The sequence below is a fragment of the Mycobacterium sp. NPDC050441 genome (assembly GCF_040655355.1).
GTDB lineage: Bacteria > Actinomycetota > Actinomycetes > Mycobacteriales > Mycobacteriaceae > Mycobacterium.
In genome coordinates this window covers 89,377-114,225 of record NZ_JBFAJS010000001.1, presented here as the reverse complement: position 1 = coordinate 114,225, position 24,849 = coordinate 89,377, and the positions used below count along the sequence as shown (strand labels likewise).

Below are 24,849 nucleotides of genomic sequence, written 5' to 3'. Positions count from 1 at the left end.
GATGAAACGACGCACGCTCCTGAAAGGCGCCGGGATGGGCATGGTGGGCGTGTCCACCCTCGCCGCGACCGGCTGCGGAAGCGGATCAGAGCCGCTGCGTGTCCGTAGCCTGTCGGGCTTCCACGTCGGTGGCGGAGCGCTGGCGGTCCACGGCGAGGCGACCCGGCCGACGTTCGCCGCATCTGGACTATCGGCCCCGGCAGCAGATCCGAACGGCGACTTCGAGATTGGGCAGCTATATGCGCACGAAGTGAGACTCGATGACCCGCGCAGCCGGCACCCGGTCGTGTTCTGGCCCGGGGGCGGACTGTCCGGGGTCTGCTACGAAGGCACGCCCGACGGGCGTCCGGGATGGCAGCAGCTGTTCCTGCGCAATGGGTACGACACAGTCGTCTGCGACCCGGTCGGTTGCGGGCGGGCGCCGTCGGCCCGCTATCCCGAGGTCTATCCGAGCGAGCCGCTGTTCCGTACCAAAGCGGAGATCTGGGACATTTTCCGGATCGGGCCGGGTGGCGGGTACGCCACCGACCCGGGTGAGCGCAGGCCGTATCCAGGAGCGCGCTTCCCCGTCGCCGCATTCGATCACGCTATGCAGCAGGTGATTCCGCGGTACAAGCTGCCGGATGATCTGCGATTGCCGGCGTATGACGCGCTCTTCGAGCGGATCGGTAGCAGTATTCTGCTCTCGCACAGTGCATCCGGTCCGGACGCGTTCACTACCGTCGTGGCGAACCCCGACAGGGTGGTCGCGCACATCGCGGTCGAACCGAGTGGTTCGCCGGTCCCGGCCGACACCGATCTGCGCACGATCAAGCACATTCCGCACCTTGTCATCTGGGGTGACCGGATCGATGACGAACCGGCTGCCGGGTGGCGAGACCTATGGAATTCCACCCGTGAGTTCACGGACCGGCTGCAGGCCGCCGGCGGCGACGTCACCTGGATCGACCTGCCCGCCCGCGGCATCACCGGCAACACGCACATGTCCATGTGGGACGACAACTCGGATCAGATCGCCGGTCTTATCCTGCAATGGTTGAAGGACGCGGTCTAGAGTGCGTGCGTGCTGGGCATTGCCCAGTACGCACGCACCGCGGCATCTGTTGTGGTGGTGCGGCTTTCAGTGGGTGTGGCCTGTTTCGTCGCTCCACCCACCGAGCATCCGCTGGAGGCCGGACATCGCGTCGACGACGTCACGGTCGCTCGCGGCGAACGAGAGCCGAATATGACCGGGTGCGCCGAAGGCTTCGCCTGGGACCACTGCAATTCCGAGTTCGTCGAGGAGGTAGGTGGCGAACTCGATGCTGTCGGTGAACTGACGCCCATTGACGCCCCTGCTCAGAACCTCCGAGATATCCGGGAAACAGTAGAAAGCGCCGGCCGGCTCAGGAGTGTGGACGCCCGGCAGTCCTTGGAGGACCTGCAGCATGAGGTCCCGGCGACGAGTGAACGCTGCCACCGCGGCCGGAATATGCTCAAGCCCGCCGCGCAGCGCGGCCAGGGCCGCCGCTTGGGCGATGTTGCTGACGTTGGATGTCAAGTGGGACTGCATTTTTGCGGCTGCGGCAGCAATTGGTCCAGGTCCGTGCAGCCAACCCACTCGCCAGCCGGTCATTCCATACGTCTTCGAGACCGCGTGTACGGTTACGGTCGCCGCGGCGATCTCGGGACTCACCTCGCGGATGGTCGCAAACGGACGGCCATCGAAGATCAGGTGTTCGTAGACCTCATCACTGATCACGGTGACACGGCGCCGAAGGGCCCATTCGGCGATCGCCTCGAGTTCGGTGATGGAGTAGACCGCGCCGGTTGGATTGGACGGTGAGCCGATCACCACCATGCGGCTGCGGTCAGTCCAGGCTTCTTCCAAAGCCTCGGCGGTCACCTTTCCTTCCAGGCTGGTCCGAACGAAGACCGGTAGTGCCCCGACCAACCGCGCGGCCTCCGGGTACGTCGTCCAGTACGGGGTTGGTATCAGAACTTCGTCCCCGGCATTGAGAAGCACTGCCATGGCGAGGTATACCGCCTGCTTGGCGCCGTTGGTCACCACGACTTCGTCCGGACTGGCCTGGCCTGCCATGGCGCTCGCCATGGCAGCTCTCAACTCCGGAAATCCTGACGATCCGGAGTAGCGGTGGGTTGATCGCGCCGAACACGCTTCGGCAGCGGCCGCCAGCACGTGGTCGGGCGGCGGGTAGTCCGGTTCGCCGGCGGCGAGCGACAACACGTGTCTTCCCGTTGCCCGCAATTGTTCGGACTTGGCGGCGACTACCATTGTGGCCGAGGGGGATACGGCACTGACTGTGCGGCTAACGGTGAGCATCGTTGCGCTCCTTAGAGTCGTCGAAGGTCGCGGAGGTGGGGTTGGCGCGGTCCAGAACTGCCAGGAAGGCTCGGTTGTCCTCGGGCGTGCCGATCGAGACGCGAAGCCATCCTGGCGGGCCGACATCGCGGACTGCGATCTTGGCAGCCGTCAGATCTGCAAGGACGCTTTCAGCACAGGTCATGCCGGTGAACAGCAGGAAGTTGGCGTCGCTGTTGGCTGTATGAAGCCCTCTGCTTTCCAGCTCGGCACGTAGCCCGTCACGTTCCTCGAGGACGTCCGGAATCCGCTCGAGCAGTCGTGGGGCGTGAGCAAGAGCTACCTTCGCTGTCGTCAGCGCGAGGCTGCTGATCGGGTACGGCAACGCCATCATCCGTACGTCACGAATGCGATCCTCCGCTGCGACGATGTACCCGATTCGCACGCCGGCCATTGCGAAGGCTTTGGAGAGTGTTCGGGCTACGACCAAATTTTGATGGTCGTGGATATGCGGGACGACTGACCGCGCGCTGGCGAACTCGTGATACGCCTCATCGATCACGACAATCGAATCTCGCGCCGCGTCGACGAGCACCTCCAGGGTGTCGTCCGGCAGCGGTATTCCGGTGGGATTGTTGGGATTCGAGACCATGATGATGTCGGGACGCACTTGCGCGATCACGGACCGGGCGTGTTCGGCTGTCAAAGTGAAGTCGTCCGAGCGGCTTCCGTCGAGCCACTCGCTGCCCGTGATAGCTGCCAGCTGCCGGTGCATGCTGAAGTCGGGGGTGAAGCCCAAGACACGGCGCCCGGGGCCGCCGTAGGCGAGGAGCAGTTGCAGCAGCACCTCGTTGGAGCCGTTGCCGGCCCAGACCTGGGCTGCGCGTATGTCGTGGCCAACGTAGTCGGCCAGCGACTCCCGCAGATCGGCAACCGTCGTGTCGGGGTATCGATGTGCGTGCTCGAGAGCTTGCTTCAGTTGGGCGAGCATGCTCGCTATCACGTCGGCGGGTGGCGGGTAAGGGCTTTCGTTGTTGTTGAGACGGTGCACAACTCCGTTGATGACTGCTGCTGCGGTGTAGGGCGTCAGACCTTTCAAGTCATCTCGTACGGAAATTTGCCGGTGTGATGTCCCGATGGTTGTCACTCAGTGCCGCCGGTGATGCGCTCGATGAGTCGTTCCATCCCGGTCAGCCAATTTCGGTCGAGCTCACGGCACGCCTTCTCGACATCACCTGCCGCTATCGCGTCCGCAATCCGAGCGTGCTGCGCGGCCGACTCCCCGAGAGCAGAGGGGTCGCTCAGGTACGCATGCTCGTAGCGATGCACTACCAACTTCTGGTCGCAGATCAGCCGTTTGAGCCGCTTGTTCGGGCAAGCGCTCATCAACAGGTCGTGCCACTCGTCGTCGGCCGCTTGTGCCACGACGGCGTCTGATGATCGCTGAATGTCGCGAGCGTGGTCCCGCAGGCGCGGCGCGATCGTCGCCAGCATCGCGGCATCGGACGTCCGCAGGGCGAACTGCTCCAACGCGGAGATGATGGGGTAGGTCTCGCGCACCTCGGTGTCGGTCAGTGGCGATAACCAGAATCCGCGACTCGGACGAGCTTCGATCAGGCCATCGTTGGCGAGAGCCGACAATGCCTCGCGCAGCGGTGTACGGCTTACGCCGAGCTCCGCTGCCAGGTGAACTTCATTGATCCGCGTCCCGACCGGGTAATCGCCGCGAAGCAACTTGCCCAGCACCGCGGACTGCACGTCGTCGCGGAGTAGGTGCCTCTGTACCACCATTGCAATCCCTCCTCGGGTGTGTACTGTACCTCAACAGTAGACTGAATACAGTACGCAGTGGAGGAATCTGTGGTCGAAGTAACCCTGTTTGCGCGGACGGCACCCATCGCGCCTGAACCGACGCCGGCCGCTTCGCCCGGCGACTTCTGGCCCGAATGCCGTCGATGGCACAAGACGATCCCCGGCTATATGCCCACCGAACTGGTTGCGGTCCCCACCCTCGCGGCATCGATGGGAGTCAAAAACGTCTGGGTCAAGAACGAACAGGCACGCTTCGATCTTCCGTCGTTCAAGATCCTCGGGGCCTCATGGGCGATAAACGTGACGCTCAGTGCGCTGTGCGGGGAGCCCCCAGCCGGTAGCTTCGCTCAACTCCGGAGGTTGGTGAACGGACGCGATCTCACGCTGAAGTGCGCTACCGATGGCAACCACGGCCGCGCTGTCGCGCGAATTGCACGCGAACTCGGGCTCGACGCCATCGTCTATGTGCCCAGCAGTATCTCCACACCGCGAATCGAGGCGATTCGCTCCGAAGGCGCCGAAGTCGTCGTGGCCTACGCCTCGTACGACGACACTGTGCAGTTCGTAGCCGACCAAGCGGAGAGAAGCTCTCGGTACGTGCTGATCTCCGATACGTCGTGGCCTGGCTACGAGGACGTCCCTGCGTCGGTGATCGCCGGCTACGCGACGATCCTGGCCGAAATTCAGCAGGAGTTCGATGCGCAAGGCGTTCAACACGACGAGTCATTGGCGATCTTCGTACCCGCAGGCGTGGGCGCCTTCGCCGCGGCAGTCACGCGTCATTTCCGGACTCGGCCCCGGACGACTTTGGCCACCGTCGAACCGGCAGGGGCCGACTGCATCGCCAAATCTCTGCGAGAGGACAAGCTGATTGAGGTCCCGGGCCCCCATAACTCGATCATGGCGGGACTCAACTGTGGTGTCCCGTCGTGGCTGGCATGGCAGGAGCTACACGGATCGATCGATGCGGCGATAGCAATCGACGACGACGACGCCCGAACTGCCATGCGGGAGTTGGCCGAAGTCGGCATCGAATCAGGCGAGAGCGGGGCGGCGTCCCTGGCGGGGGCGACGGCGTACTTACGCCATCAACGGGCCGGCGGCGCCGACGTCGGTGTGGAGTACGACCATGTCTTGATTTTGAACACCGAGGGCGCAGCCGATCCGGACGCGTACGCCGCCACCATCGGCGGCAAGGAGAAGATCCGGCATGGTGATGAGATTGCCCATGGCCGCTAGGCCGCAATTCGGATGCTCAACAGAATCAGTCGTTCGCTCAGTCGAGGAAGCCATCGTCGTCGGTCGTCGCGTCCGCCTTGGGCACGATCAAGCGGATCCAGCTCCCGCGGCGATCCTGGTGCGGGACGGCCTCGTCGAAGAGGTCAGTCCAGGGATGGACAGCGTTCCGTCGAGTTGGCCGACTGTACCTACGATCAACCTCGGCGAACTTGTCGCCGGTCCGTCCTTCATAGACATGCATGTGCACGTCACTGAAACCGCCCAGGGCGATTCAGACGTGATGGACGGTCACGACGACAACGTCAATCTTCACGCGAACGCAAGTCACGCACTGGAATTGCTGCTGAGCGCCGGTGTTACTGCAGCCCGCGATTGTGGTGGGCCCGCACCGCTTATCTTCCAGATCTCCAGGGATGCGCGTTCGGAGTCAGGCCAAGCTCGGCTGTATTCGTCGGGTGCACCGTTGACGCCACCGGGAGGGCACGCCGCGCGTATGGGCGGCGAAGCGTCGGGCGGGTTCGCGCTGGAAAAACTCGTGGAGAAATTCGCGGCTGCCGGGGCGACCCAGATCAAGGTCATGGCGTCTGGCGGCGGCACCACGGGATCGAACCCCTGGGATGCTGCGTTCACGACTGCCGAGCTTGGGAGAATTGTTGCGGCCGGTCGCGCAGTCAACCTTCCTGTGACTGCTCATTGCCTGTCTGCCAACTCAATTCGGCAGGCCTTGTCCGCCGGCATTCGCGTGATCGAGCACGCGAAGTTTCGCTCTCCTGGGGATCGGCGGATTGATGCCGGAATACGTGCTGAGGTCGCACGCGAACTCGTCAACCACGACGCCGTAGTCGTATCGACCCTTAGTGTCGGTCACTACGTGCTGGAAAGAGCTCCTGCCGCGGCCGCTATCCGCGAGGTGTGGTCCCGTCGGCAACGCAACGACCTCCTCGATACACGTGACCTTATTGACTCGGGTGTCACTATCGTGGCCGGTACGGACGCTGGCTGGCGATGGACACCGTTCGACGCATTGCCCACCGAACTACGCCTCCTCACCCAAGCCGGTATGTGCGCGGCCGAAGCGCTGCGCGCCGGGACCCGGACCGCCGCGGAAGCGGCACGGCTGCCGGGTGTAAGCGGGCGACTCACCGCCGGGAGCTTCGCAGACTTGGCCGCCTATACGGTCGATCCACACACGGACATCACCGTGCTCGAATCGCCCGCATGCGTTGTACGCGGCGTTGCGGCGAAAGGTGCCAGCCCCGAGTTGCGCTGAATTCGCGGACGTTTACTGTCGCTGCATGGCTATCGGTGGAGTGCTGTTCGACATCGATGGTGTGCTGGTGACCTCCTGGCAGCCCATTGACGGCGCTGCGCAGACGTTGCGGTTACTTGCCGAGAATCAGATCGCCCGGTCCTATCTGACGAACACCACCACCCGCACCCGCGCCCAGATCGCGGACCTGCTGACCGCGGCCGGTATGGACGTCGCGGCCGACGAGGTGATCACCGCGGCGGCCCTGACCGCCGAATACGTCCGCGACCGCTATCCGGGCGCCCGATGTTTCCTGGTCAACAGCGGGCAGATCGGTGAGGACATGCCCGGCGTCGACGTTGTGTACTCGAGTGAATTCACCGGGCCTGCCGCACCGGAAACCCCCGACGTGGTGCTGCTCGGCGGGGCCGGGCCGGAGTACAACCACCTCACGCTCAGCTGGGTGTACGACTGGATGGCCCAAGGTGTGCCTGTCGTGGCGATGCACCGCAGCACCGCCTGGACCACCACTGACGGACTGCGGGTCGACACCGGCATGTATCTGGCCGGCATGGAAGAGACCTCGGGCCGCAAGGCGACGGCTGTGGGCAAGCCTGCCCCGGAAGGGTTTCTGGCCGCCGCCAACCGCCTCGGCGTCGACCCCGAGGAGATGTACATGATCGGCGACGACCTCAACAACGACGTGCTGGCCGCCCAGGTGGTGGGGATGACGGGGGTGCTGGTGCGCACCGGAAAGTTCCGTCAGGACACGCTGGACCGTTGGGCCGCAGACGAATTCGCGATGCAACCCAACCATGTCATCGACTCGGTGGCGGATTTGCCCGAGCTGTTGGGACTGTAGACATCCGAGGCGCCCGGGCCGCGCCGATTTCACCACCTGGATTGTGCTTGTTCAGCGAGCACAACCCTCACGTAGAAATCGACGGGCGCAGACCCGCTAAACCGTGTAGCGGCGGTCGTATCCGGTCTGACGGTCGGCGATCTGCTGCGCACGGTCGTAGTTGAGCTGCTCGGGGTTGTAGTTGGGATCGTTGGGGTCGTTCACGATGCCCGGGACCTCCGATGCCTTCACCACTCGCGTGGTCACCGTCGGCATGTTCGTGGCATCTGGATCCACACCCTGGAAACGCATCGAGATCGTGCCCTGGTTCAGTCCACCGGTGGACACCCAGTTCGCCACGCCGGGATCGTTCTTCGACACCACGATGGTGTAGGTACCGTCCGCATTCTTGATCGCCTGGCTGTTGTTCAGGCTGGTCTGCTGATTGCGGGTGTCGCCGGTGATGGTCCAGTCGTTGGTCACCGGCACCACGAAGTACTCCGCATCACCGGGATCGACGGTGATGACCATCGCCTCGTCGTCCTTGAGCTGGAAGTAGCCGGCGCTCTGCAACTGGGTGGAGAGGAACTGCGCGTTGTGCTGTGGCTGGGACAGCACGTTGGGCCGGCCGGTGGCGGTCGCCACGGACATGTAGGTGTTCTCGCCGTTGATTCCGGTGACCAGCATCAGGATGGCCGTCTCGGCGGACGACAACAGCAGCGGTGCCCTGTCGAACGCCGGGACGATCGATACCAGGCTCATCAGGAGCGGGTTCTTCACCACCGTCTCGCCGATGACCGGGATGGCGAACCCGCCGATCTGGCTGAACAAGCTGCTGGGTGGCCCGGCGGTCTTCTCGATGGTCAGCGTCATCGGAGTCTCGGTATTCCAGTCCCCCAAGGTGTTTCGGGTGGCGAGAATGGTCGAGTTGGCTGGGGCCTGGATGTAGTTCATGCCCTGCTCAGGGTTGGCGGGCGCCGCGTCGGGACTCACCACAATGGTGAACGTCCCGTCGTCCCTGATACTGAGGTCCTCGCCGTTGAGATTGGCGGCGGTGACCCCGTTGATTCCGGTGAGCACACTGAAATTGGCGTTGGCAGAAGTGGGGTGGGTACTCGGGTCGGCCGGGTCATACCCCGCGACCTTGCCCTCGATCTTGTAGGTCGAGGCGCCGTTGATGCCGGTGAAGCGGTAGACGGTATCGGGGTTGTCGTACCAGATCCGGGTGCCTCCGGCGTCCTGCCCGTTCCAACTGTGCGGCGGGTTGACCTGCAGCAGCAGCTTCGGATCGTTCGAATTCAGCAGCAGGAACTCGGTAGCCGACTGGTTGGCGAACTCGGTGGCCGCCTGGTTGAGCTGCGAGAGGTTCGTGAAGTCAGGGCCACCGACGGTCGCGAAGTTCTTGGCCGCCTCGACGTACCAGGCCGCCATCAGGACCACCTTGGCCAGCTGGACGATCGGCGTGTTGACGATCTGGCTGACCTGCTGTTCGGCCGCAAGCTGGTCCTCGGTGGCCAGCGTGCTCGTTGCCTCCGTTGTCACTTCGGAGGTCACCTGCGACGTCGCTGCCGGTGTGGTGAGGCGTCCGATGGGTACGAGCCCCTGCCCGCCATCACGGCGTGACCAGCCCAGCAGCGCGGCCAGGCTGAGATCCTGGACCGGGCTCACCGGCGTTTCCGGGAGACGTGGCTTGAGCCGCTCCGTCACCGCCGCCACCATCTCCGGTATGGCCTGCGCCGTCGGAGCCTGGGTGCGGGGTGCCGACGCCGGAATCAGGTGCTCTACAACATCTTTCGTCACCGTCTTGGTGACGACCGTCAGTGTTTCCAGCGGTGCGGTCGCGTCCGCCTCGGCGGCGGCCTGCGGCCTGTTGTCCAGTGCGGCCTGCCGATTGCGGGGTGCGTCAGTTGCTTTGGTGATTGCCCGCGACACCGACTGCCGCACATTGTCGACGGCGGATTCGACGGCATCGGCCGCAGTGACGGCCTTGCTGGTCTTGCCGTCCTTGCCGTCCGTTTTCCGGTCGGTCGATCCGGCCGACGATCGACGTTCGCCGAACTTCGAACTGCCGAGTGCGGACTCCACCTTGGCGGCCGCGTCGCTGACCCGCTTGGCCAGCTTCTGCGGATCTGAGACCGACGGTTTCCGCGGGCCCTTCTTCGACGTCGAGCTGTCTGTTTTCGTACTGTCGGTCGCCTTTGAATGCGTTCCCGACGAGTCCGAGCCACCGGTCTCGGCGGAAGCGATCGCGGTGCCGTTGGCCACTGCCACACCGATTCCCAGCGCGACGGCGAGCGCGCCCACCCGCCCGATGAATCGGGCGCCTCCAGCAGTAGCTGACGTCGTCGTCATCTTGCCTCCCCGAACTGTTCTGCCTGCTACAGAACGCAATTGGGGGACTGTAACAAGTTCCAGTTGAATCTCGGGGGAGTTTGAGGGACTCAGATTTTATTGCGGTCGAATACCGCGCCCGACCTGTATCAGGCCTTCAGATCCCGCACGGCTTCGATGCGCGCCTTCAAATGATCAGTGGTCGCGGCGGCCACCGGAGGCCCGCCGCATATCCGGCGTAGCTCGTTGTGGATCCAACCGTGGGGCTTGCCGGTGCGGTGATGCGCGATGGTCACCAACGCGTTGAGTTCACGACGCAACTCCCGCAACTGGCCGTGTGTGGTGCGCGACGGCGGCGGACCACCCGATACCGCGGCCTCGGCCGTGCGTTTGGTGAGTTGCTCATCCTGCCTGCGCCGCAACAGGTCTCGCATCTGCTCGGCATCGAGCAGGCCGGGGATGCCGAGATAGTCGGCCTCCTCGTCGCTGCCGGCCGGAGTGGCGGTGCCGAAGGAGGAGCCGTCGAAGATGACCTGATCCAGCTCGGCGTCGGCACCGAGGGACTCGAAGCCGTTCTCCAGCTCGCCCTTCTCGTCCTTCCGCTTCTCGGCAGCTTCGAGCGCCTCGTCGTCCAGCCCGTCGGATTCCCGGTGCGGCTTGCCCAGCACGTGGTTGCGCTGAGCTTCCATCTCACTGGCCAGCAGCAACAGGTTGGGCACCGACGGCAGGAAGATGCTGGCGGTCTCACCGGCGCGACGCGACCGCACGAACCGGCCGATGGCCTGCGCGAAGAACAACGGAGTCGATGCGCTCGTGGCGTACACGCCGACCGACAGCCGTGGCACGTCGACACCCTCGGACACCATGCGCACCGCGACCAGCCAGCGGCTGCTGCTCGCCGAGAATTGGCTGATCCGGTCGGAGGCGCCGGGATCGTCGGAGAGCACCACGGTGGGCACCTCGCCGGTGATCTTCGTGAGGAGATCGGCGTAGGCGCGGGCGGTGGTCTGGTTGGTGGCGATGATCATGCCGCCGGCATCGGGCACGTGCTGACGCTTCTGCTGCAACCGTTTGTCGGCGGCCGCGATGACCGCGGGCATCCACTCACCCGTCGGGTTCAGCGCGGTGCGCCACGCCCGCGCGGTGTGCTCGGCGGTCAGCGGCTCGCCCAGGCGCGCCGCGTGTTCTTCGCCGGCACTGTCCCGCCAGCGTGCCTCGCCCGAGTACGCCAGGAACACCACGGGCCGGACCACGCCGTCGGCCAGCGCGTCGGAATAGCCGTACACGTGGTCGGCCTGCGAGCGCTGGAACCCGGCCTCGTCGGGCTCGTAGTTGACGAACGGGATCGGGCTGTCGTCGCTGCGGAACGGGGTACCGGTCAGGGAGAGGCGCCGTGTCGCGTCGTCGAAGGCTTCGCGCATCGCGTCGCCCCAGCTCTTCGCATCGCCGCCGTGGTGGATCTCATCGAAGATGACGAGCGTCCGGCGGTTCTCGGTGCGCACCCGGTGCCGGGTGGGGTGGCTGGCCACCTGGGCATAGGTGACGACCACGCCGTGATACTCGGACGAGGTCTGGGAGTCGGAGTTGCTGAACCTCGGATCCAGGGCGATGCCGTTACGCGCCGCGGACTCAGCCCACTGGATCTTGAGGTGCTCGGTGGGCACCACCACGGTGATCGCGTCGACCGTGCGGTCGTTGAGCAGTTCGGCCGCGATCCGCAGCGCAAACGTTGTCTTCCCCGCGCCAGGGGTGGCGACCGCCAGGTAGTCCCGCGGTTTCGCCGTCAAATACTTCACCAGCGCCTTGCGCTGCCAGCCCCGAAGTGCCTGGGTGCTGGGCGCTGCATCAGCCCGCACCCTAGGACTCCTCTCAGTCGGAAAGTAGTCTAGGCCAGCACGTTACGTCGGCGCATATCCGCAGGAGCTCGCCGGGCGTGTCGCTCAGATGAAGTAGTTGTCGTTCTGAACGAACCACTCGGCGCGTTCGTCGTCGCTGAGGTCGGCAAGCTGGGCGAACCCTTCGAAATAGGCCTCCCGCGGCGCGCCGGGAGCAAACAACATCAGCAACGACGTCGGCGCGTCGGTCTCGTTGCGGAAACCGTGGATTCCGCCCGGTGGAACATACAGGAAGTCGCCTTGGTGGCCGTCGCCCCAGTCGTTCCCGTCATACAGCTTGACGGTGCCCGACAAGACGAAGAAGGCCTCCGACATGGTCCGGTGAAAATGCGGGCCGGGTCCGCCGCCCTGCGGGCTGATGTCGACGCGGTAGAGACCGTAATCGCCGTCGGTCTGCTGCTGGTTGGCCAGATAGTGGTACTCGATCCGGCCGGAGTCATAGTCGGGCGGCTCGTCCCCGCGCCTGACCCGCGCGCTGACCTCCGGCTCGTCTTTGGGGTAGCGGACGGGGGGATAGGGCGGCACATTCCTGGGATCCCAGAGCGACACGATCGCCAGCCTAGACGCGGCGCTGCCATTGACGCCGAGATCGACACCGGGGCTGTTCGTGGTGCGGCGAAGCAGCCCTGGTGTCGAAAGCGGCGATGAGAATTCAGGCGCGCGCGTCCTGCAACGCCGGGAAGGTGACGCCCGTCAGCTCCTCGGACACCGTCCACAGGCGGCGCTGCAACTCGATGTCGTAGGAGTACTCGTTGGACGTCACCAGCTTCGGGTGGCCCTTCTGCTGGCCCAGCCCGTCGGGACCGTAGTACTGACCACCCAGTGCGCTCGGGTCCGTCGCGGCGCGCAGAGTCGGCAGCGCGCCCATCGCGGCCTCCTGGAAGAGCGGACGCAGCAGCGGGACGGCGCGCTGTACGGCGCCGGGCAGGTGGCGTGCCAGTTCGGTATCGGATCCGCCGGGGTGGGCGGCCAGGGCGGTCGTGTGCTGCCCGATCAGGCGACGCTGCAGTTCATAGGTGAACAGCAAGTTGGCGAGCTTCGACTGGCCGTAGGCCTGAAGCCGGTTGTAACTGCGCTCCCACTGCAAGTCGTCGAACCGGATGCCGCGCGAGAAGCGGTGACCGATGCTGCTGACGGTCACGATTCGCGAACCGGTCACAGGAAGCAAGCGGTCGAGCAACAGGCCCGTCAGGGCGAAGTGGCCGAGGTGGTTGGTGCCGAACTGCAGCTCGAACCCGTCGGTCGTGGTTTCCTTGGGCGGGGTCATCACGCCGGCGTTGTTGATCAACAGGTCGATGCGATCGTGCTTGTCCCTGACCTCATCTGCGGCCTCGCGCACCGATGCCAGTGAGCCCAGGTCGAGGCGCTGCAACTCGAGGTCGGCATCCGGTACGGATCGCGAGATCCACTCGACGGCGGCCTCGCCTTTGTCCAGGTTGCGGACGGCGAGGACGACGCGTGCACCCTTGGCGGCCAGGGCCTTGGCGGTCTCGAGCCCGAGGCCGGTATTGGCACCGGTGATGACGGCCGTGCGGCCCGATTGGTCCGGAATCTTGGCGGTGGTCCACTTGGTCATGGGAGACTCCTAGTGAGGCTAAGCGGAGTGAATACTCCGGTTGCGTTCGACTATACGGAACGCGCGCCCCGTTTTGTCAATGGTTTGTCTGTGCTTGTCGACGGCTGTGTGAGGTGATGGCGAATGCGTGCGGATGCGGCGCGCAACCGTGCCAGGGTGCTCGAGGTCGCCTACGAAACATTCGCGGCCGACGGACTGTCCGTGCCCATCGACGAGATCGCCCGCCGGGCCGGCGTCGGCGCAGGCACCGTCTACCGTCATTTCCCGACCAAGGAAGCGTTGTTCCAGGCGGTCATCGCCGAGCGCATCCGCGGCGTCGTCGAGGAGGGGCGGACCTTGCTCGCCGAGGCCGATCCGGCCGAGGCGATATTCACGTTCCTACGCTCGATGGTGCTGCAGTGGGGCGCGGCGGACCGCGGATTGGTCGACGCACTGGCCGGATCGGGCATCGACGTCAACACTGTGGTTCCCGAGGCTGAGAGCGAGTACCTGTCAGTTCTCGGCGAGCTGCTGGCCGCAGCGCAGCGCGCGGGAACGGTGCGAGACGACATGACCGTCGCGGACGTGAAGGCACTTCTGGTCGGCTGCCAGGCCATGCAGACTTACAACGCCGACGTGGCAGAGCGGGTGACTTCGGTGGTATTCGACGGATTACGGGCGATCGCGAGTGGTCCGCCGGGGGTAGCGTCGTCCAGATGAAGTTCGGCATCGCCACTTTTGTCGACGACGACAGCATCGACCCCGTACCGCTGGCCCAGGCGATCGAGGAGCGCGGGTTTGCCTCGCTCATCATCGCCGAACACAGCCACATCCCGGTCAGCCGGGAATCGGCGTACCCGAACGGTGGCGACCTGCCGCCGTGGTACTACAACACGCTCGACCCGTTCGTCACCCTCGCCGCCGCGGCCGCGGTGACCTCCACGATCGAGCTCGTCACCGGCGTCGCGCTGCTGATCCAGCGCGACCCGATCCACACCGCCAAGGAAGCCGCCAGCATCGACCTCATCTCCGATGGCCGTTTCGCCTTCGGCGTCGGCGCCGGCTGGAACCTCGAAGAGATGCGCGACCACGGCACCGATCCGAAAACCCGTGGGGCACGGTTGGATGAGAGCATCGAGGCGGTCAAGGCGCTGTGGACCGAAGAGCCTGCTGAATATCACGGTAGGTACGTCAACTTCGAGTCGTCCTACTGCCGCCCCAAGCCCGTTCAAAAGCCACACCCGCCCATCTACATCGGCGGCAACTCCGATGCCACGGTCAAACGCGTGATCCGCCATGGGGCAGGCTGGATATCGAATCCGCTGCCGAGGGATGTGCTGACCAAACGCATCGGGCAGATGCGTGACGGCGGTGCGCACGATGTGCCGTTGATGATGTTCGGCGCGCCCATCAAAGCCGACTATTGGCGTGCCGTTGAGGATCTCGGCTTCGGTCAGCTGGGCCTGTTCCTGCCGTCCGTGGGCAAAGACGAGTCACTACGCCTCCTCGACGAATTCGCCGCGACGGTGCAGAAATATCAGTCGGGGAGCTGAGCCCTGTTCGGCCGGTGGCCGGCGCGCCGCTCTCTAGACGCCGTTTTCTACGTGAGGGTCGCCGGCCGGCGCTGAGGGCAGCCCTGCGGTAGAAACCGGCGACGGAGGGTGGTGTCGCGGGGCCCTGAGGCTTCCGCAGTCAACCCACAGCTGATTGACGGGCCGGCCTTCAAGATCCGCGCCTACCGTCCGGCATGTGATCACCAGGCGTTCATTCCTGGCGGCGACCGCCGTCGGTTCGATCGCTGCCGGGTACGCGCTGCGTGCCGGGGTGCCGAGCGCGCACGCCGACCCCAACGCCGTCGACCCGCCTTCGGTCGCGGTGCTCAACAAGAGGCGTGCACCCACGCAGTGGGGAATGGCGCTGCCCGGAATCACCACGTCATTCGCCGCCGCCGGCCGCCAGATCGCCCTGACGTTCGACGCGTGCGACGGTGCCTGCGACGACGGCCTGCTCGATACCTTGCAGCGCAACGGTGTTCCGGCGGTGCTCATGCTGAACTCGAGGTGGATCGACCGGAATCCGGACCGGGCAAGGCAATTGGCCGCCAATCCGTTGTTCGAGATCGGCAACCACGGCACCCGTCATGTGCCGCTGTCGGTGACGGGTCGCTCTGCCTACGGGATCGCCGGGACCCGGTCGGCCGATGAGGTGGTCAGCGAGGTGTGGGGTAATCACCAAAGGCTGACTGCGCTGACCGGCCGGCCCCCGACGTGGTTCCGACCCGGTACCGCGCACTATGACGACGTGGCCGTCGAGATCGTGCACGAACTCGGCGAGCAACCGTTGGGGTTCACCGTCAACGCCGACAACGGCGCGACGGCGTCTGCTGCGGCCGTGCGTTCCAACGTCATGAACGCCGCGCCTGGGTCGATCGTGATCGCCCACATGAACCATCCCCAGTCCGGCACGCACGCCGGCTTTGCCGAAGCGATCCCCGCGATGCAGGCGGCGGGCTGGCAGTTCGTGTCACCGACGGGGCGAGCTGCGGGGTAATTGCCGGGCCAGCTCGGTCGAGCTGAGGGCCCGGGCGGAACCCGCACGGCATAGGCATAGATGGCAGCGCCGGGCCGCATCAGGCCGAGAAAGCACTGCTGTCCGCCCACTCTCGGTGGACCGCCACCGTTTTCTACCCAGGGGTCGCCAGACTCTGCCCTGCCGGGAACAGCCCTGACGTAGAAACCGGTGACGGGGGCGGCGCGATAGGCGGGCGTGACGGGTGTGGCCCACATAGGCGGGCATCGCCAGATGGGTTTCGCCACGGGCGAAGGCCGGATGCCGGAGCGGACGTCCATCAACCTTGCACTCACCCTGGTCGAGTGCTAAGAATGCAGTTGGCACTCTCGATCAGTGAGTGCTAGGTCAGGCCGGTGAGGCAGGGACCGCACCTGCGGGAGCACACCCACGCCGTCCGTCGCGGGCACTGAACCTGACCACACAACGTGCGATCCCCTATCCGGAGGAATCACTTCGCAATGGCTAAGACAATTGCGTATGACGAAGAGGCCCGTCGTGGCCTCGAGCGGGGTCTGAACGCCCTCGCCGACGCGGTAAAGGTGACGCTGGGCCCCAAGGGTCGCAACGTCGTCCTGGAGAAGAAGTGGGGCGCCCCCACGATCACCAACGATGGTGTTTCCATCGCCAAGGAGATCGAGCTGGAGGACCCGTACGAGAAGATCGGCGCTGAGCTGGTCAAAGAGGTCGCCAAGAAGACCGACGACGTCGCGGGCGACGGCACCACCACCGCCACCGTTCTGGCTCAGGCCCTGGTTCGCGAAGGTCTGCGCAACGTCGCTGCCGGCGCCAACCCGCTCGGCCTGAAGCGCGGCATCGAGAAGGCCGTCGAGAAGGTCACCGAGACGCTGCTGAAGAGCGCCAAGGAGGTGGAGACCAAGGAGCAGATCGCTGCCACCGCCGGTATCTCCGCCGGAGACCAGTCCATCGGCGACCTGATCGCCGAGGCCATGGACAAGGTCGGCAACGAGGGTGTCATCACCGTCGAGGAGAGCAACACCTTCGGGCTGCAGCTGGAGCTCACCGAGGGCATGCGCTTCGACAAGGGCTACATCTCGGGATACTTCGTCACCGACGCCGAGCGTCAGGAAGCCGTCCTCGAGGATCCCTACATCCTCCTGGTCAGCTCCAAGATCTCGACCGTCAAGGACCTGCTGCCCCTGCTGGAGAAGGTCATCCAGTCCGGCAAGCCGCTGCTGATCATCGCCGAGGACGTCGAGGGCGAAGCCCTGTCGACCCTGGTGGTCAACAAGATCCGTGGCACCTTCAAGTCTGTGGCCGTCAAGGCCCCGGGCTTCGGTGACCGCCGCAAGGCCATGCTGCAGGACATCGCCATCCTCACCGGTGGCCAGGTCATCAGCGAAGAGGTCGGCCTCTCGCTGGAGACCGCCGATGTCGCGCTGCTGGGCACCGCCCGCAAGATCGTGGTCACCAAGGACGAGACCACCGTCATCGAGGGTGCCGGCGATGCCGACGCGATCCAGGGCCGTGTCGCCCAGATCCGCGCCGAGATCGAGAACAGCGACTCCGACTACGACCGCGAGAAGCTGCAGGAGCGCCTGGCCAAGCTGGCCGGCGGTGTTGCGGTGATCAAGGCCGGAGCTGCCACCGAGGTGGAGCTCAAGGAGCGCAAGCACCGCATCGAGGACGCCGTTCGCAACGCGAAGGCTGCCGTCGAAGAGGGCATCGTCGCCGGTGGTGGCGTGGCTCTGCTGCAGGCAGCTCCGTCGCTGGACGAGCTCAAGCTCGAGGGTGACGAGGCGACCGGTGCCAACATCGTGCGCGTCTCGCTGTCGGCCCCGCTGAAGCAGATCGCCTTCAACGGTGGTCTGGAGCCGGGCGTCGTCGCCGAGAAGGTGTCGAACCTGCCCTCGGGTCACGGCCTGAACGCCGCGACCAACGTGTACGAGGACCTGCTGGCTGCCGGCGTTGCCGACCCGGTCAAGGTCACCCGCTCGGCGCTGCAGAACGCGGCGTCCATCGCGGCGCTGTTCCTCACCACCGAGGCTGTCGTCGCCGACAAGCCGGAGAAGGCCGGAGCGCCCGCGGGCGACCCGACCGGTGGCATGGGCGGTATGGACTTCTAAGTCCTGCTCTTTACGGGAAAGCCCGGTCTGCTTCGGCAGGCCGGGCTTTTCGTTTCCCCGGTGCGATGCCGCCCAGGTAGCCGAATACGGTCTGGTGCAGCTGGTACATGAGACGCCTGGCGCGCCACCAGATCCCCACCCAGGCTGTAGCTGACGTGCACGATCTGGTCCGCGGCGATATCCCGGAATGGCCAGTGCTCAATCCGGCACTGGGCCCAGCACGTTCTCCCGATCGGGATCTACCGGCTAGCCGGAAGGGCGCGTTACCGCTGGCCGTTCTTGCGACGGCCGCTAGCGTGCATGACAGCAGCGTGGGTAGGGACCAGTGTTAGCGGTACACGCAATCGCAGGAGGTTCAACATGCCCACACTTTCGGAGCGGACCAGCCATACCGGCTCTTTGCTCGGCGGTGAGATCGTCGAGGAAAACGCGTTCGGATCGATGCGGCGGGTGACGGCCGACAATCTGCCCATCCTGAAGAACCTGTCGATCAAGCGGGTGCTGTTGAACCCGGGCGCAATGCGCACCCCGCATTGGCACGCCAACGCCAATGAGCTCACCTACTGTGTCTCGGGCACTGCTTTGGTGTCAGTGCTCGACAATCACAGTCGCTTCGCCAGCTTCATCGTGACCGCTGGGCAGATGTTCCACATCGATTCCGGCGCCTTGCACCACATCGAGAACATCGGCACCGAAGTCGCGGAGTTCATCATCGCGTTCCGCAACGAACGCCCTGAGGACTTCGGGCTCGGCGCGACTTTCGGTGCGTTCACCGATGCTGTTCTGGGCAACACCTACGACCTGCCGTCGGCTGATATGGCCAAGATCCGCCGCACCACAACCGACCACAAACTGGCGGCCCGTGTCGGTGCCCCGGAAATCCCGGCCGCGGCGTACTTCGACGACCCGCACAAGTTCGACATCGAGGCCCAGGCGCCCGGGCTCAACTACGCCAGCGGCAATGCGCGCTTTGCCCGCGATCAGTTCTGGCCGGCTCTCAAGGACATCTCGATGTACTCGCTGCGCGTCGCCGAAGACGGTATGCGCGAACCTCACTGGCATCCGATCACCGGTGAGATGGGCTATGTCCACCAGGGCAACGCCCGGATGACAGTGATGAATCCCGATGGCACCCTTGATACTTGGACGATGGCCACCGGTGACATGTACTTCATCCCGGCTGCGTACCCGCATCACATCGAGAACATCGGGGCCGATGACTGGCACTTCCTGATCTTTTTTGATCAGCCGTTCCCCGCCGATATCGGCTACAAGGCCTCGGCCAGCGCGTACTCGCGAGAGGTCCTGGCCGCCGCATTCAACACCCACATCGACGATCTGCCCGCATTCCCCTTCACACCCGTCGATCCGCTGGTGGTAGATCGCATCAACCCCGTCGACCCGCCGGCCGGCGTCTGACGCCATCAGACGCCGGCGGAACAACAGGTGCTGCACTCGTATATCTCACGTGCTGCGTGGGCTTTCGTTGCCAGACAACGGAATGCGGGCGGTGATGATAGTGCCGTCGCCGGACGGGCTGGTCACCTCGAAGTGTCCCGACAGCGCTTCCACGCGGTCCTTCAAACCGATCAGTCCCGAACCGGCGGCCGGGTTCGCACCGCCGACACCGTCGTCGCTGACCTCGATGTGCAAGGCGGCCTCGTCGGCCGCCGCGTGCACGACCACCTCGTTGGCGCGGGCGTACTTGGCGGCATTCGTCAGGGATTCGGCAACCAGGTAATAGCCGGCCACTTCAATCGATTCGGCCATCCGGTCAGTCAGCTCGACGGTCAGGTGCACCGGCACCGGTGATCGGCGTGCGAGTGTTTTGAGTGCGGGGCCGAGACCTCCTCGGGACAGCACCGCAGGGTGCAGACCGCGAGACAGTTCCTGCAGGTCGGTGTGCAAGTTGGAGAGGGAGTCGACGATGGTGCCCATCTTGGGCCGAAGCGCGGTGTCATCGTGCGGCAGCATGGCTTCGATGGCCCGGAGTTCGAGTCCCAGCGACACGATGCGCTGCTGTGCTCCGTCATGGAGATCGCGTTCAAAACCGCGCCTGGCCTGGTCTGCAGCCGTGACGATACGAGCTCGTGATGCGGTCAGCTCTGCGCGGGTCTCGGCGTTGTAGATCGCGGTGGCGACCAGGTCGGCGAAGTCGTTGATTCGGACTTCGGTGTCCTCGGGCAGCGGTTCGGAGGTCACGCGGCCCGCGATGAGCGCGCCCCAGACACGGTCTCCGACCAGGATGGGTGCCCCGGCCGCTGAACGCATGCCGAGGTCGTCAAGGCCCGTCGCACCGGCGCTGCCGCGGTCTTGGTACGTCGTCACCCGTGCCGGTGCCCCGGATCGGGCGATGCGGCCGACAACAGTGTCCTCGTCCAGCGGCAACCGATCTCCGGCAGGCAGGAGACGGTCGGGGGACTGTTGCTGCCGCGACGCCAGAACGACTGCGTGAGAATCAGGTTCATACCGAAGCAAGGTCGCGTGGTGGATGTCGAGGCCTCGTCCGAGCTCATCGACGACAACCTGATACAGGTCGGCGGGTTCGACACGGCGGGCTACCAGGGTGGCGATCCGGCGCAACGCCGCCGACCCTTGCAGCATCGTGCGCGCCAGGTCCGCGGCGCGATCAGCTTCCCGGCGGCGTTGTTCGGACTCGACTGCGCGCAAACGGGCCTGCCCGACAAGGATATTCGTCAACAACGCCAAGGTCAGGAATACGACGATGGCCGGCGCCAGGTTGTCCGGCCCTTCGCCGGCGTGAAAGTACGAGTAGGCCAGCGTGCTGGCGACTGACATTGCGATGGCAAGGCGGAAACCCCACCCGGCCGAGACCACCAGCACCCCGAACAAGAACACCGCGCCGAACGCGTTGTCCGGCGCAATACGCTTCAGCTGACTGACGGTGGCCACCTCCAGTGCGATGAGTACCACGGCGGTCACGATTCCCCACTTCACCGGCGGGGTGGTAGGACGGAGCAGAACGGCCAGCAGACGTTCGTGTCTGGTGCGGCCGGGACGGGACTCAGCCGCCATTGTGAACGGTTCGGTCGTCATATCCGCGAGTTCTTCCGGGTAGCAGCAATGCCGGTTGGCTGCTGGATCTGTCATTCTCGAACAGTGCCGAGCGTCATGGAGCCGTCATGCGCTGTCTGATTGTCGACGACAGCGTTACGTTCGGTGACGCCGCACGCAGCACGTTGGCGGGCTCGGGCGTCGATGTCATCGGGACGGCGGCAACCGCCGCCGAAGCGCTTGAGCTCACCCGTACCCTGCGGCCGGACATAGTGCTCGTCGATGTGGATCTCGGGACTGAGAACGGTTTCGACGTCGCCGAGGACATCCATCGCCAGATATCACCGCGCCCGGCGGTCATCATGATTTCCACGCACGACCAAGAGGACTTCGCCGACCTCACCGCTGCCAGCCCGGCGCTGGGGTTGCTGCCGAAGATGAGGCTGTCTGCCGCCGCCATCCGAGGGTTCATCAGCGAGCTTCCAGATACGTGATGACGGCGCGGACGCGGCGGTGATCGTCGCCGGTCTCCGGCAGGTTCAGCTTCGTCAAGATGCTGCGGACATGCTTTTCCACCGTGCCCTCGGTGACCCACAATCGCCGTCCGATGCCGGCGTTGGACCGCCCTTCGGCCATCAGCGCCAACACCTCGTGCTCGCGCGCGCTGAGCGCAGCGAGCGGATCGTTGCGGCGTTGCGCTGTGATGAGTTCCTGGACCAATGCCGGGTCGACGACGGACGCACCATTGGCTATTCGCTGGACCGTGTCGATGAAGTCATCGACATCGGTGATGCGACTCTTCAGTAGGTAGCCGACACCGTGGCCGCCTGCCAGCAGTTCCACCGCATGTTCGACGTCGACGTGTGCGGATAGCACCAAGATTGCGGTATCGGGGTACTCCTGGCGAATCAGTTTCGCCGCATCCAGCCCTTCGCTGGTGTGGGTCGGCGGCATCCTGATGTCGACGATCACCAAGTCCGGTTTCAGGTCACGAACCAGATTGATGAGGTGCTCGGCGTCGCCCGCTTGCCCTTCGACCTGCAAGCCGCCGCGTTCGAGGAGGCTGGCAAGCCCCTCCCTGAGCAACACGTCGTCGTCGGCCACGACCACTCGCGTTGCATGCACCCGGTCATTCTTGCATCGCGGGTGTCGCGACGTGAGGGGTGGATTCGCCGCTCGGTGGCCACTTGTCGCACGCTTGGACGCCAGACGCGTCGCGTCGTGGCCACTCGTCACGGAAAGGCGGTATGCCCCGCGGCGTCAGTTCTCCGACAAGACAATGCAATCGCTGTCGCACTGACCGGGCGGGCCGGGCGTGGCTGCCTTGCGATGCAGTACCGCGCGGTTGGGCACGATCTGGTGCGCCTCGTCCTCGCTTGCGCCGGCCTGGCCTCGTCCGTCGACGATCAGTGAATACCCGCCGGGCTTGTTCGGCGGACAGACCAGGGTGGCGTTCTCATGCGAGGCGAGGTTTCTGCGGGTGTGCCCGCCGACCGGGCCGACGTGGATGACGCCGTTGACCAGGTGTGGCTCTACCGCGACGGTGTGCGCGCGGTAGTTGTCGTCGACCGTGACGAGGTAGGCGAACGTGTAGTCCGCCAGCTTGTCGGCCAGCTGGTTGAGGTCCACTTTCACGCTCATGACGTGAGAATAGGCCGGTTGACGGCGCGGGGTGCCCGACCTGTCAGACCGGAGCAGATTGGCGCCCGCGCACGAACCGGCCGGGCCGCGCGTCGGTCGGCACGCCGTTCTCGGCGATGACCTCACCGGAGACGACGGTCGCGACATAGCCGTCTGCGGTCTGGTCGAGCCGCCGTCCGCCACCGGGGAGATCGTAGGCGACGACGGGCCGGTGCAAGCGCAGCGCCGAATGGTCGATGACGTTCAGATCGGCCTTGTAGCCCAACGCAATTCGACCGCGGTCGGCCAATCCGGAGACCCTGGCCGGCACCGAGGTCAGTTCCCGGACGGCATCCTGGACGCTCAGCGTGCCCTCGCCCCGGTCGCGGACCCAGTGCGTCAGGAGGTAGGTGGGGAAGCTGGCGTCGCAGATCATCCCGTAATGCGCCCCGCCGTCACCGAGCCCCAACACCACGTCGTCGCGGCGGATCAGTTCGGCAACGGTGTCGAGGGAGTTGTCGCGGAAATTGGCCAGCGTGACCAGCAGCATGGCGTGCCCGTCGTCGTCGAGCAGCCGGTCATAGGCCTCCTCGAGCGGGTCGATGTCCCGGGCGCGGGCGCGCGAACCGATGGCGTTCGACGGGTCGGGCTCGTAGTCGGGCGGATCGCCCAGCGGGTACATGTAGTCCCAGGCCTGTACGGCGAACATGAGCGGATGCCCGTCACTGGCCGGCGAATCGGCCAGAATCCGTTGGCGGACTTCGGGTTTGCGCATCTCGGCGACCCGCTCGGCGAGCGGTAGGTGGGCGATCTCGCGGTAGCTCGGGTAGAGGACGAACGGGTTGCCGGACAGTTCGAGGCCGAGCACGAGCCCGATCGGGCGGGGGAAGATCTGCGCGGTCACGACGGGATCAGCTGCCGCCGCGTTCGAGTTGGCCTTCTCGACCATGCGCAGTGCGTCCTCGTAGAACGCCGGGCCGGCGTTGCCGATCGCCAGCGTGAACGTCACCGGCAATCCGACGTCGGCGGCCACGTCGAACACCGTCTGCAGCGCCGGTTCGTAGTCTCCGGCGACCAGGTCCGGCACGAACTGGATCAGGCCGCCCCCGGCGTCGTCGACGCCCCGGGCAATCGCCTCGATCTCGGCGTAGCCGGCGTCATAGCTGGGGATTGGCCGTCCGCTCTCGGTCTTGTGGATGGTCAGCCGCGACGAGGCGAAACCCAGTGCGCCGCAGTGCACGGCCTCGGCGGCGAGCTTGCGCATCAGCGCCAGATCCTCCGTGTTCGCGGGCTCTCGATCTATGCCGCGCTGCCCCATCACATACACCCGCAGCGGAGAGTGCGGCAGGAACGCCGCCACGTCGATGTCCAGGTGCCGCGACGACAACGCGTCGAGGAACTCGGGGAACGTCTCCCACGTCCACGGCAGACCGTCGACCATGACCACGCCGGGGATGTCCTCCACGCCCGCCATCACGTCGACGAGCACGTCGTGATCGTCGGGGCGGCACGGCGCGAACCCGACGCCGCAGTTGCCCATCACGGCCGTGGTGACCCCGTGCGCCGAAGAGGGATTGAGCCGTTCCGACCAGATCGCCTGACCGTCGTAGTGCGTGTGCAGGTCGACGAAACCAGGGGTGACCAACAGCCCGGTGGCATCGATCTCGCGCTCGGCGGTCCCATCGATGGAACCCGCTCCGGTGCCGATCTCGACGATGACGCCGTCGCGGACGGCGACGTCGCCAACGTACGGTTCACCGCCCAGGCCGTCGACGATGGTGCCGCCGCGGATACACAAGTCGTAGGTCACCTAACTAACGTACGACGCCGCGGCCGTTCGGGGAACAGGTGCCGACGTGTCGGTGTCGGGTGCAAGGATCGAACGGTGATCGATCACTTTGGAATCAACTGCACAGACTGGGCCAAATCGCAGGAGTTCTACGACTCTGTGCTGGGCGTACTCGGGTACAGCCGACAAATGGACTACCAGGTTGCGATCGGCTACGGCAGTGAGGGCAAGCCGGACTTCTGGATCGCCGACGCCAGTGCCGGCGATGCCGGTGGGCCCAACCGGGAAATCCACGTGGCGTTCCATGCGGCCGACGCGGATGCCGTGCAGGCGTTCTACGACGCGGCTCTGGGTTTGGGTGCCGAGTCGCTGCACGCGCCGCGGCTGTGGCCCGAATACCACCCGGGCTACTTCGGTGCGTTCGTCCGCGATCCCGACGGAAACAACGTCGAGGCGGTGTTCCACGGGGCTGCGGCCCAGTAGCCCCTAGATGTACTCGGCAGGGACGTTGTTGTCGGTTTGGCTGTGAAAGGGAGGACCTCCGGG

The 24,849-nt window shown here is 65.4% G+C and carries 22 protein-coding genes; 11 read left to right on the top strand and 11 right to left on the bottom strand.

Translation table 11 applies throughout. The features are described 5' to 3' along the window. Position 1: 1 nt before the first annotated feature. Entirely contained in the window at positions 2–1,054 is a 1,053-nt protein-coding gene (locus AB0I14_RS00615) for a hypothetical protein (RefSeq protein ID WP_358014371.1), read from the top strand. A 66-nt stretch (positions 1,055–1,120) separates the two neighbouring features. On the opposite strand, the gene AB0I14_RS00610 is transcribed toward AB0I14_RS00615, so the two are convergent. The 3 genes from AB0I14_RS00610 to AB0I14_RS00600 are packed head-to-tail and all read right to left on the bottom strand — an operon-like array spanning position 1,121 to position 4,093. After that, positions 1,121–2,323 carry a pyridoxal phosphate-dependent aminotransferase gene (locus AB0I14_RS00610; protein WP_358014368.1) on the bottom strand — a complete coding sequence of 401 codons (1,203 nt, stop codon included), beginning with the start codon at positions 2,321–2,323 and terminating at the stop codon, positions 1,121–1,123. After that, positions 2,310–3,449, bottom strand: a complete 1,140-nt coding sequence (gene hisC, locus AB0I14_RS00605) for a histidinol-phosphate transaminase (RefSeq protein WP_358014365.1) — start codon at positions 3,447–3,449, stop codon at positions 2,310–2,312. Before hisC ends, AB0I14_RS00610 begins: the two co-directional genes overlap by 14 nt. Then, on the bottom strand, positions 3,446–4,093 hold the full coding sequence (locus AB0I14_RS00600) for a GntR family transcriptional regulator (RefSeq protein ID WP_358014363.1): 648 nt from the start codon (positions 4,091–4,093) through the stop codon (positions 3,446–3,448). The genes hisC and AB0I14_RS00600 overlap by 4 nt, the downstream gene beginning before the upstream one ends. 69 nt (positions 4,094–4,162) lie before the next feature. On the opposite strand from AB0I14_RS00600, the gene AB0I14_RS00595 reads away from it, so the two are divergent. Genes AB0I14_RS00595 through AB0I14_RS00585 form a run of 3 tightly spaced genes read left to right on the top strand, consistent with a single transcriptional unit; the run spans position 4,163 to position 7,464 of the window. Then, positions 4,163–5,353 carry a diaminopropionate ammonia-lyase gene (locus AB0I14_RS00595; protein ID WP_358014360.1) on the top strand — a complete coding sequence of 397 codons (1,191 nt, stop codon included), beginning with the start codon at positions 4,163–4,165 and terminating at the stop codon, positions 5,351–5,353. Then, on the top strand, positions 5,325–6,623 hold the full coding sequence (locus AB0I14_RS00590; RefSeq protein ID WP_358014357.1) for an amidohydrolase family protein: 1,299 nt from the start codon (positions 5,325–5,327) through the stop codon (positions 6,621–6,623). Before AB0I14_RS00595 ends, AB0I14_RS00590 begins: the two co-directional genes overlap by 29 nt. A gap of 25 nt (positions 6,624–6,648) precedes the next feature. After that, positions 6,649–7,464 carry an HAD-IIA family hydrolase gene (locus AB0I14_RS00585; RefSeq protein ID WP_358014354.1) on the top strand — a complete coding sequence of 272 codons (816 nt, stop codon included), beginning with the start codon at positions 6,649–6,651 and terminating at the stop codon, positions 7,462–7,464. A gap of 96 nt (positions 7,465–7,560) precedes the next feature. Here AB0I14_RS00585 and AB0I14_RS00580 read toward each other — a convergent pair whose 3' ends face one another. The 4 genes from AB0I14_RS00580 to AB0I14_RS00565 form a co-directional block, all read right to left on the bottom strand. Next, positions 7,561–9,795, bottom strand: coding sequence for a DUF1214 domain-containing protein (locus AB0I14_RS00580; RefSeq protein ID WP_358014351.1), 2,235 nt, complete (start codon positions 9,793–9,795; stop codon positions 7,561–7,563). 128 nt (positions 9,796–9,923) lie between these two features. Then, positions 9,924–11,630, bottom strand: coding sequence for a DEAD/DEAH box helicase (locus AB0I14_RS00575; protein WP_358014348.1), 1,707 nt, complete (start codon positions 11,628–11,630; stop codon positions 9,924–9,926). A gap of 84 nt (positions 11,631–11,714) precedes the next feature. Beyond that, entirely contained in the window at positions 11,715–12,218 is a 504-nt protein-coding gene (locus tag AB0I14_RS00570; protein ID WP_358014345.1) for a cupin domain-containing protein, read from the bottom strand. 103 nt (positions 12,219–12,321) lie between these two features. Further along, entirely contained in the window at positions 12,322–13,245 is a 924-nt protein-coding gene (locus tag AB0I14_RS00565; protein ID WP_358014342.1) for an SDR family NAD(P)-dependent oxidoreductase, read from the bottom strand. A 123-nt stretch (positions 13,246–13,368) separates the two neighbouring features. On the opposite strand from AB0I14_RS00565, the gene AB0I14_RS00560 reads away from it, so the two are divergent. The 5 genes from AB0I14_RS00560 to AB0I14_RS00540 all read left to right on the top strand — a co-directional run bounded on the left by AB0I14_RS00560 (position 13,369) and on the right by AB0I14_RS00540 (position 19,298). Continuing rightward, positions 13,369–13,944: a TetR/AcrR family transcriptional regulator gene (locus tag AB0I14_RS00560; RefSeq protein ID WP_358014339.1), complete on the top strand. Its 576-nt coding sequence runs from the start codon at positions 13,369–13,371 to the stop codon at positions 13,942–13,944. Next, positions 13,941–14,777, top strand: a complete 837-nt coding sequence (locus AB0I14_RS00555; RefSeq protein WP_358014336.1) for an LLM class F420-dependent oxidoreductase — start codon at positions 13,941–13,943, stop codon at positions 14,775–14,777. The genes AB0I14_RS00560 and AB0I14_RS00555 overlap by 4 nt, the downstream gene beginning before the upstream one ends. Positions 14,778–14,973: 196 nt before the next feature. Beyond that, the gene (locus tag AB0I14_RS00550; RefSeq protein WP_358014333.1) at positions 14,974–15,774 is read left to right on the top strand and encodes a polysaccharide deacetylase family protein; all 801 of its coding nucleotides are present in this window, start codon (positions 14,974–14,976) and stop codon (positions 15,772–15,774) included. A 479-nt stretch (positions 15,775–16,253) separates the two neighbouring features. Beyond that, positions 16,254–17,879 carry a chaperonin GroEL gene (gene groL / locus AB0I14_RS00545; RefSeq protein ID WP_358014330.1) on the top strand — a complete coding sequence of 542 codons (1,626 nt, stop codon included), beginning with the start codon at positions 16,254–16,256 and terminating at the stop codon, positions 17,877–17,879. A 360-nt stretch (positions 17,880–18,239) separates the two neighbouring features. After that, entirely contained in the window at positions 18,240–19,298 is a 1,059-nt protein-coding gene (locus AB0I14_RS00540) for a cupin domain-containing protein (protein ID WP_358014327.1), read from the top strand. A gap of 45 nt (positions 19,299–19,343) precedes the next feature. Here AB0I14_RS00540 and AB0I14_RS00535 read toward each other — a convergent pair whose 3' ends face one another. Beyond that, positions 19,344–20,936 carry a GAF domain-containing protein gene (locus AB0I14_RS00535; RefSeq protein ID WP_358016651.1) on the bottom strand — a complete coding sequence of 531 codons (1,593 nt, stop codon included), beginning with the start codon at positions 20,934–20,936 and terminating at the stop codon, positions 19,344–19,346. Positions 20,937–21,022: 86 nt separating this feature from the next. Between AB0I14_RS00535 and AB0I14_RS00530 the strand changes: the two genes are divergently transcribed. Beyond that, positions 21,023–21,388, top strand: a complete 366-nt coding sequence (locus AB0I14_RS00530) for a response regulator (RefSeq protein ID WP_358014324.1) — start codon at positions 21,023–21,025, stop codon at positions 21,386–21,388. On the opposite strand, the gene AB0I14_RS00525 is transcribed toward AB0I14_RS00530, so the two are convergent. The 3 genes from AB0I14_RS00525 to AB0I14_RS00515 form a co-directional block, all read right to left on the bottom strand. Beyond that, the gene (locus AB0I14_RS00525) at positions 21,366–22,019 is read right to left on the bottom strand and encodes a response regulator transcription factor (RefSeq protein WP_358014321.1); all 654 of its coding nucleotides are present in this window, start codon (positions 22,017–22,019) and stop codon (positions 21,366–21,368) included. The two genes, AB0I14_RS00530 and AB0I14_RS00525, sit on opposite strands and share 23 nt — an antisense overlap. Positions 22,020–22,154: 135 nt before the next feature. Beyond that, positions 22,155–22,535: a pyridoxamine 5'-phosphate oxidase family protein gene (locus tag AB0I14_RS00520; protein WP_358014318.1), complete on the bottom strand. Its 381-nt coding sequence runs from the start codon at positions 22,533–22,535 to the stop codon at positions 22,155–22,157. A 43-nt stretch (positions 22,536–22,578) separates the two neighbouring features. Beyond that, the gene (locus AB0I14_RS00515) at positions 22,579–24,324 is read right to left on the bottom strand and encodes an amidohydrolase family protein (RefSeq protein ID WP_358014315.1); all 1,746 of its coding nucleotides are present in this window, start codon (positions 24,322–24,324) and stop codon (positions 22,579–22,581) included. Positions 24,325–24,399: 75 nt separating this feature from the next. Between AB0I14_RS00515 and AB0I14_RS00510 the strand changes: the two genes are divergently transcribed. Beyond that, positions 24,400–24,786 (top strand): VOC family protein, encoded by a 387-nt coding sequence (locus AB0I14_RS00510; protein WP_358014312.1) that lies wholly within the window; start codon positions 24,400–24,402, stop codon positions 24,784–24,786. The last annotated feature ends 63 nt before the right edge of the window (positions 24,787–24,849 follow it).

Coding starts and splice junctions, on each gene's coding strand:
- AB0I14_RS00530 (WP_358014324.1), top strand. CDS start 21,023: ATGCGCTGTCTGATTGTCGACGACAGCGTTACGTTCGGTGACGCCGCA.
- groL (WP_358014330.1), top strand. CDS start 16,254: ATGGCTAAGACAATTGCGTATGACGAAGAGGCCCGTCGTGGCCTCGAG.
- AB0I14_RS00600 (WP_358014363.1), bottom strand. CDS start 4,093: ATGGTGGTACAGAGGCACCTACTCCGCGACGACGTGCAGTCCGCGGTG.
- AB0I14_RS00520 (WP_358014318.1), bottom strand. CDS start 22,535: ATGAGCGTGAAAGTGGACCTCAACCAGCTGGCCGACAAGCTGGCGGAC.
- AB0I14_RS00555 (WP_358014336.1), top strand. CDS start 13,941: ATGAAGTTCGGCATCGCCACTTTTGTCGACGACGACAGCATCGACCCC.
- AB0I14_RS00615 (WP_358014371.1), top strand. CDS start 2: ATGAAACGACGCACGCTCCTGAAAGGCGCCGGGATGGGCATGGTGGGC.
- AB0I14_RS00610 (WP_358014368.1), bottom strand. CDS start 2,323: ATGCTCACCGTTAGCCGCACAGTCAGTGCCGTATCCCCCTCGGCCACA.
- AB0I14_RS00565 (WP_358014342.1), bottom strand. CDS start 13,245: ATGACCAAGTGGACCACCGCCAAGATTCCGGACCAATCGGGCCGCACG.
- AB0I14_RS00535 (WP_358016651.1), bottom strand. CDS start 20,936: ATGACGACCGAACCGTTCACAATGGCGGCTGAGTCCCGTCCCGGCCGC.
- AB0I14_RS00580 (WP_358014351.1), bottom strand. CDS start 9,795: ATGACGACGACGTCAGCTACTGCTGGAGGCGCCCGATTCATCGGGCGG.
- AB0I14_RS00560 (WP_358014339.1), top strand. CDS start 13,369: ATGCGTGCGGATGCGGCGCGCAACCGTGCCAGGGTGCTCGAGGTCGCC.
- AB0I14_RS00585 (WP_358014354.1), top strand. CDS start 6,649: ATGGCTATCGGTGGAGTGCTGTTCGACATCGATGGTGTGCTGGTGACC.
- AB0I14_RS00590 (WP_358014357.1), top strand. CDS start 5,325: ATGGTGATGAGATTGCCCATGGCCGCTAGGCCGCAATTCGGATGCTCA.
- AB0I14_RS00540 (WP_358014327.1), top strand. CDS start 18,240: ATGCCCACACTTTCGGAGCGGACCAGCCATACCGGCTCTTTGCTCGGC.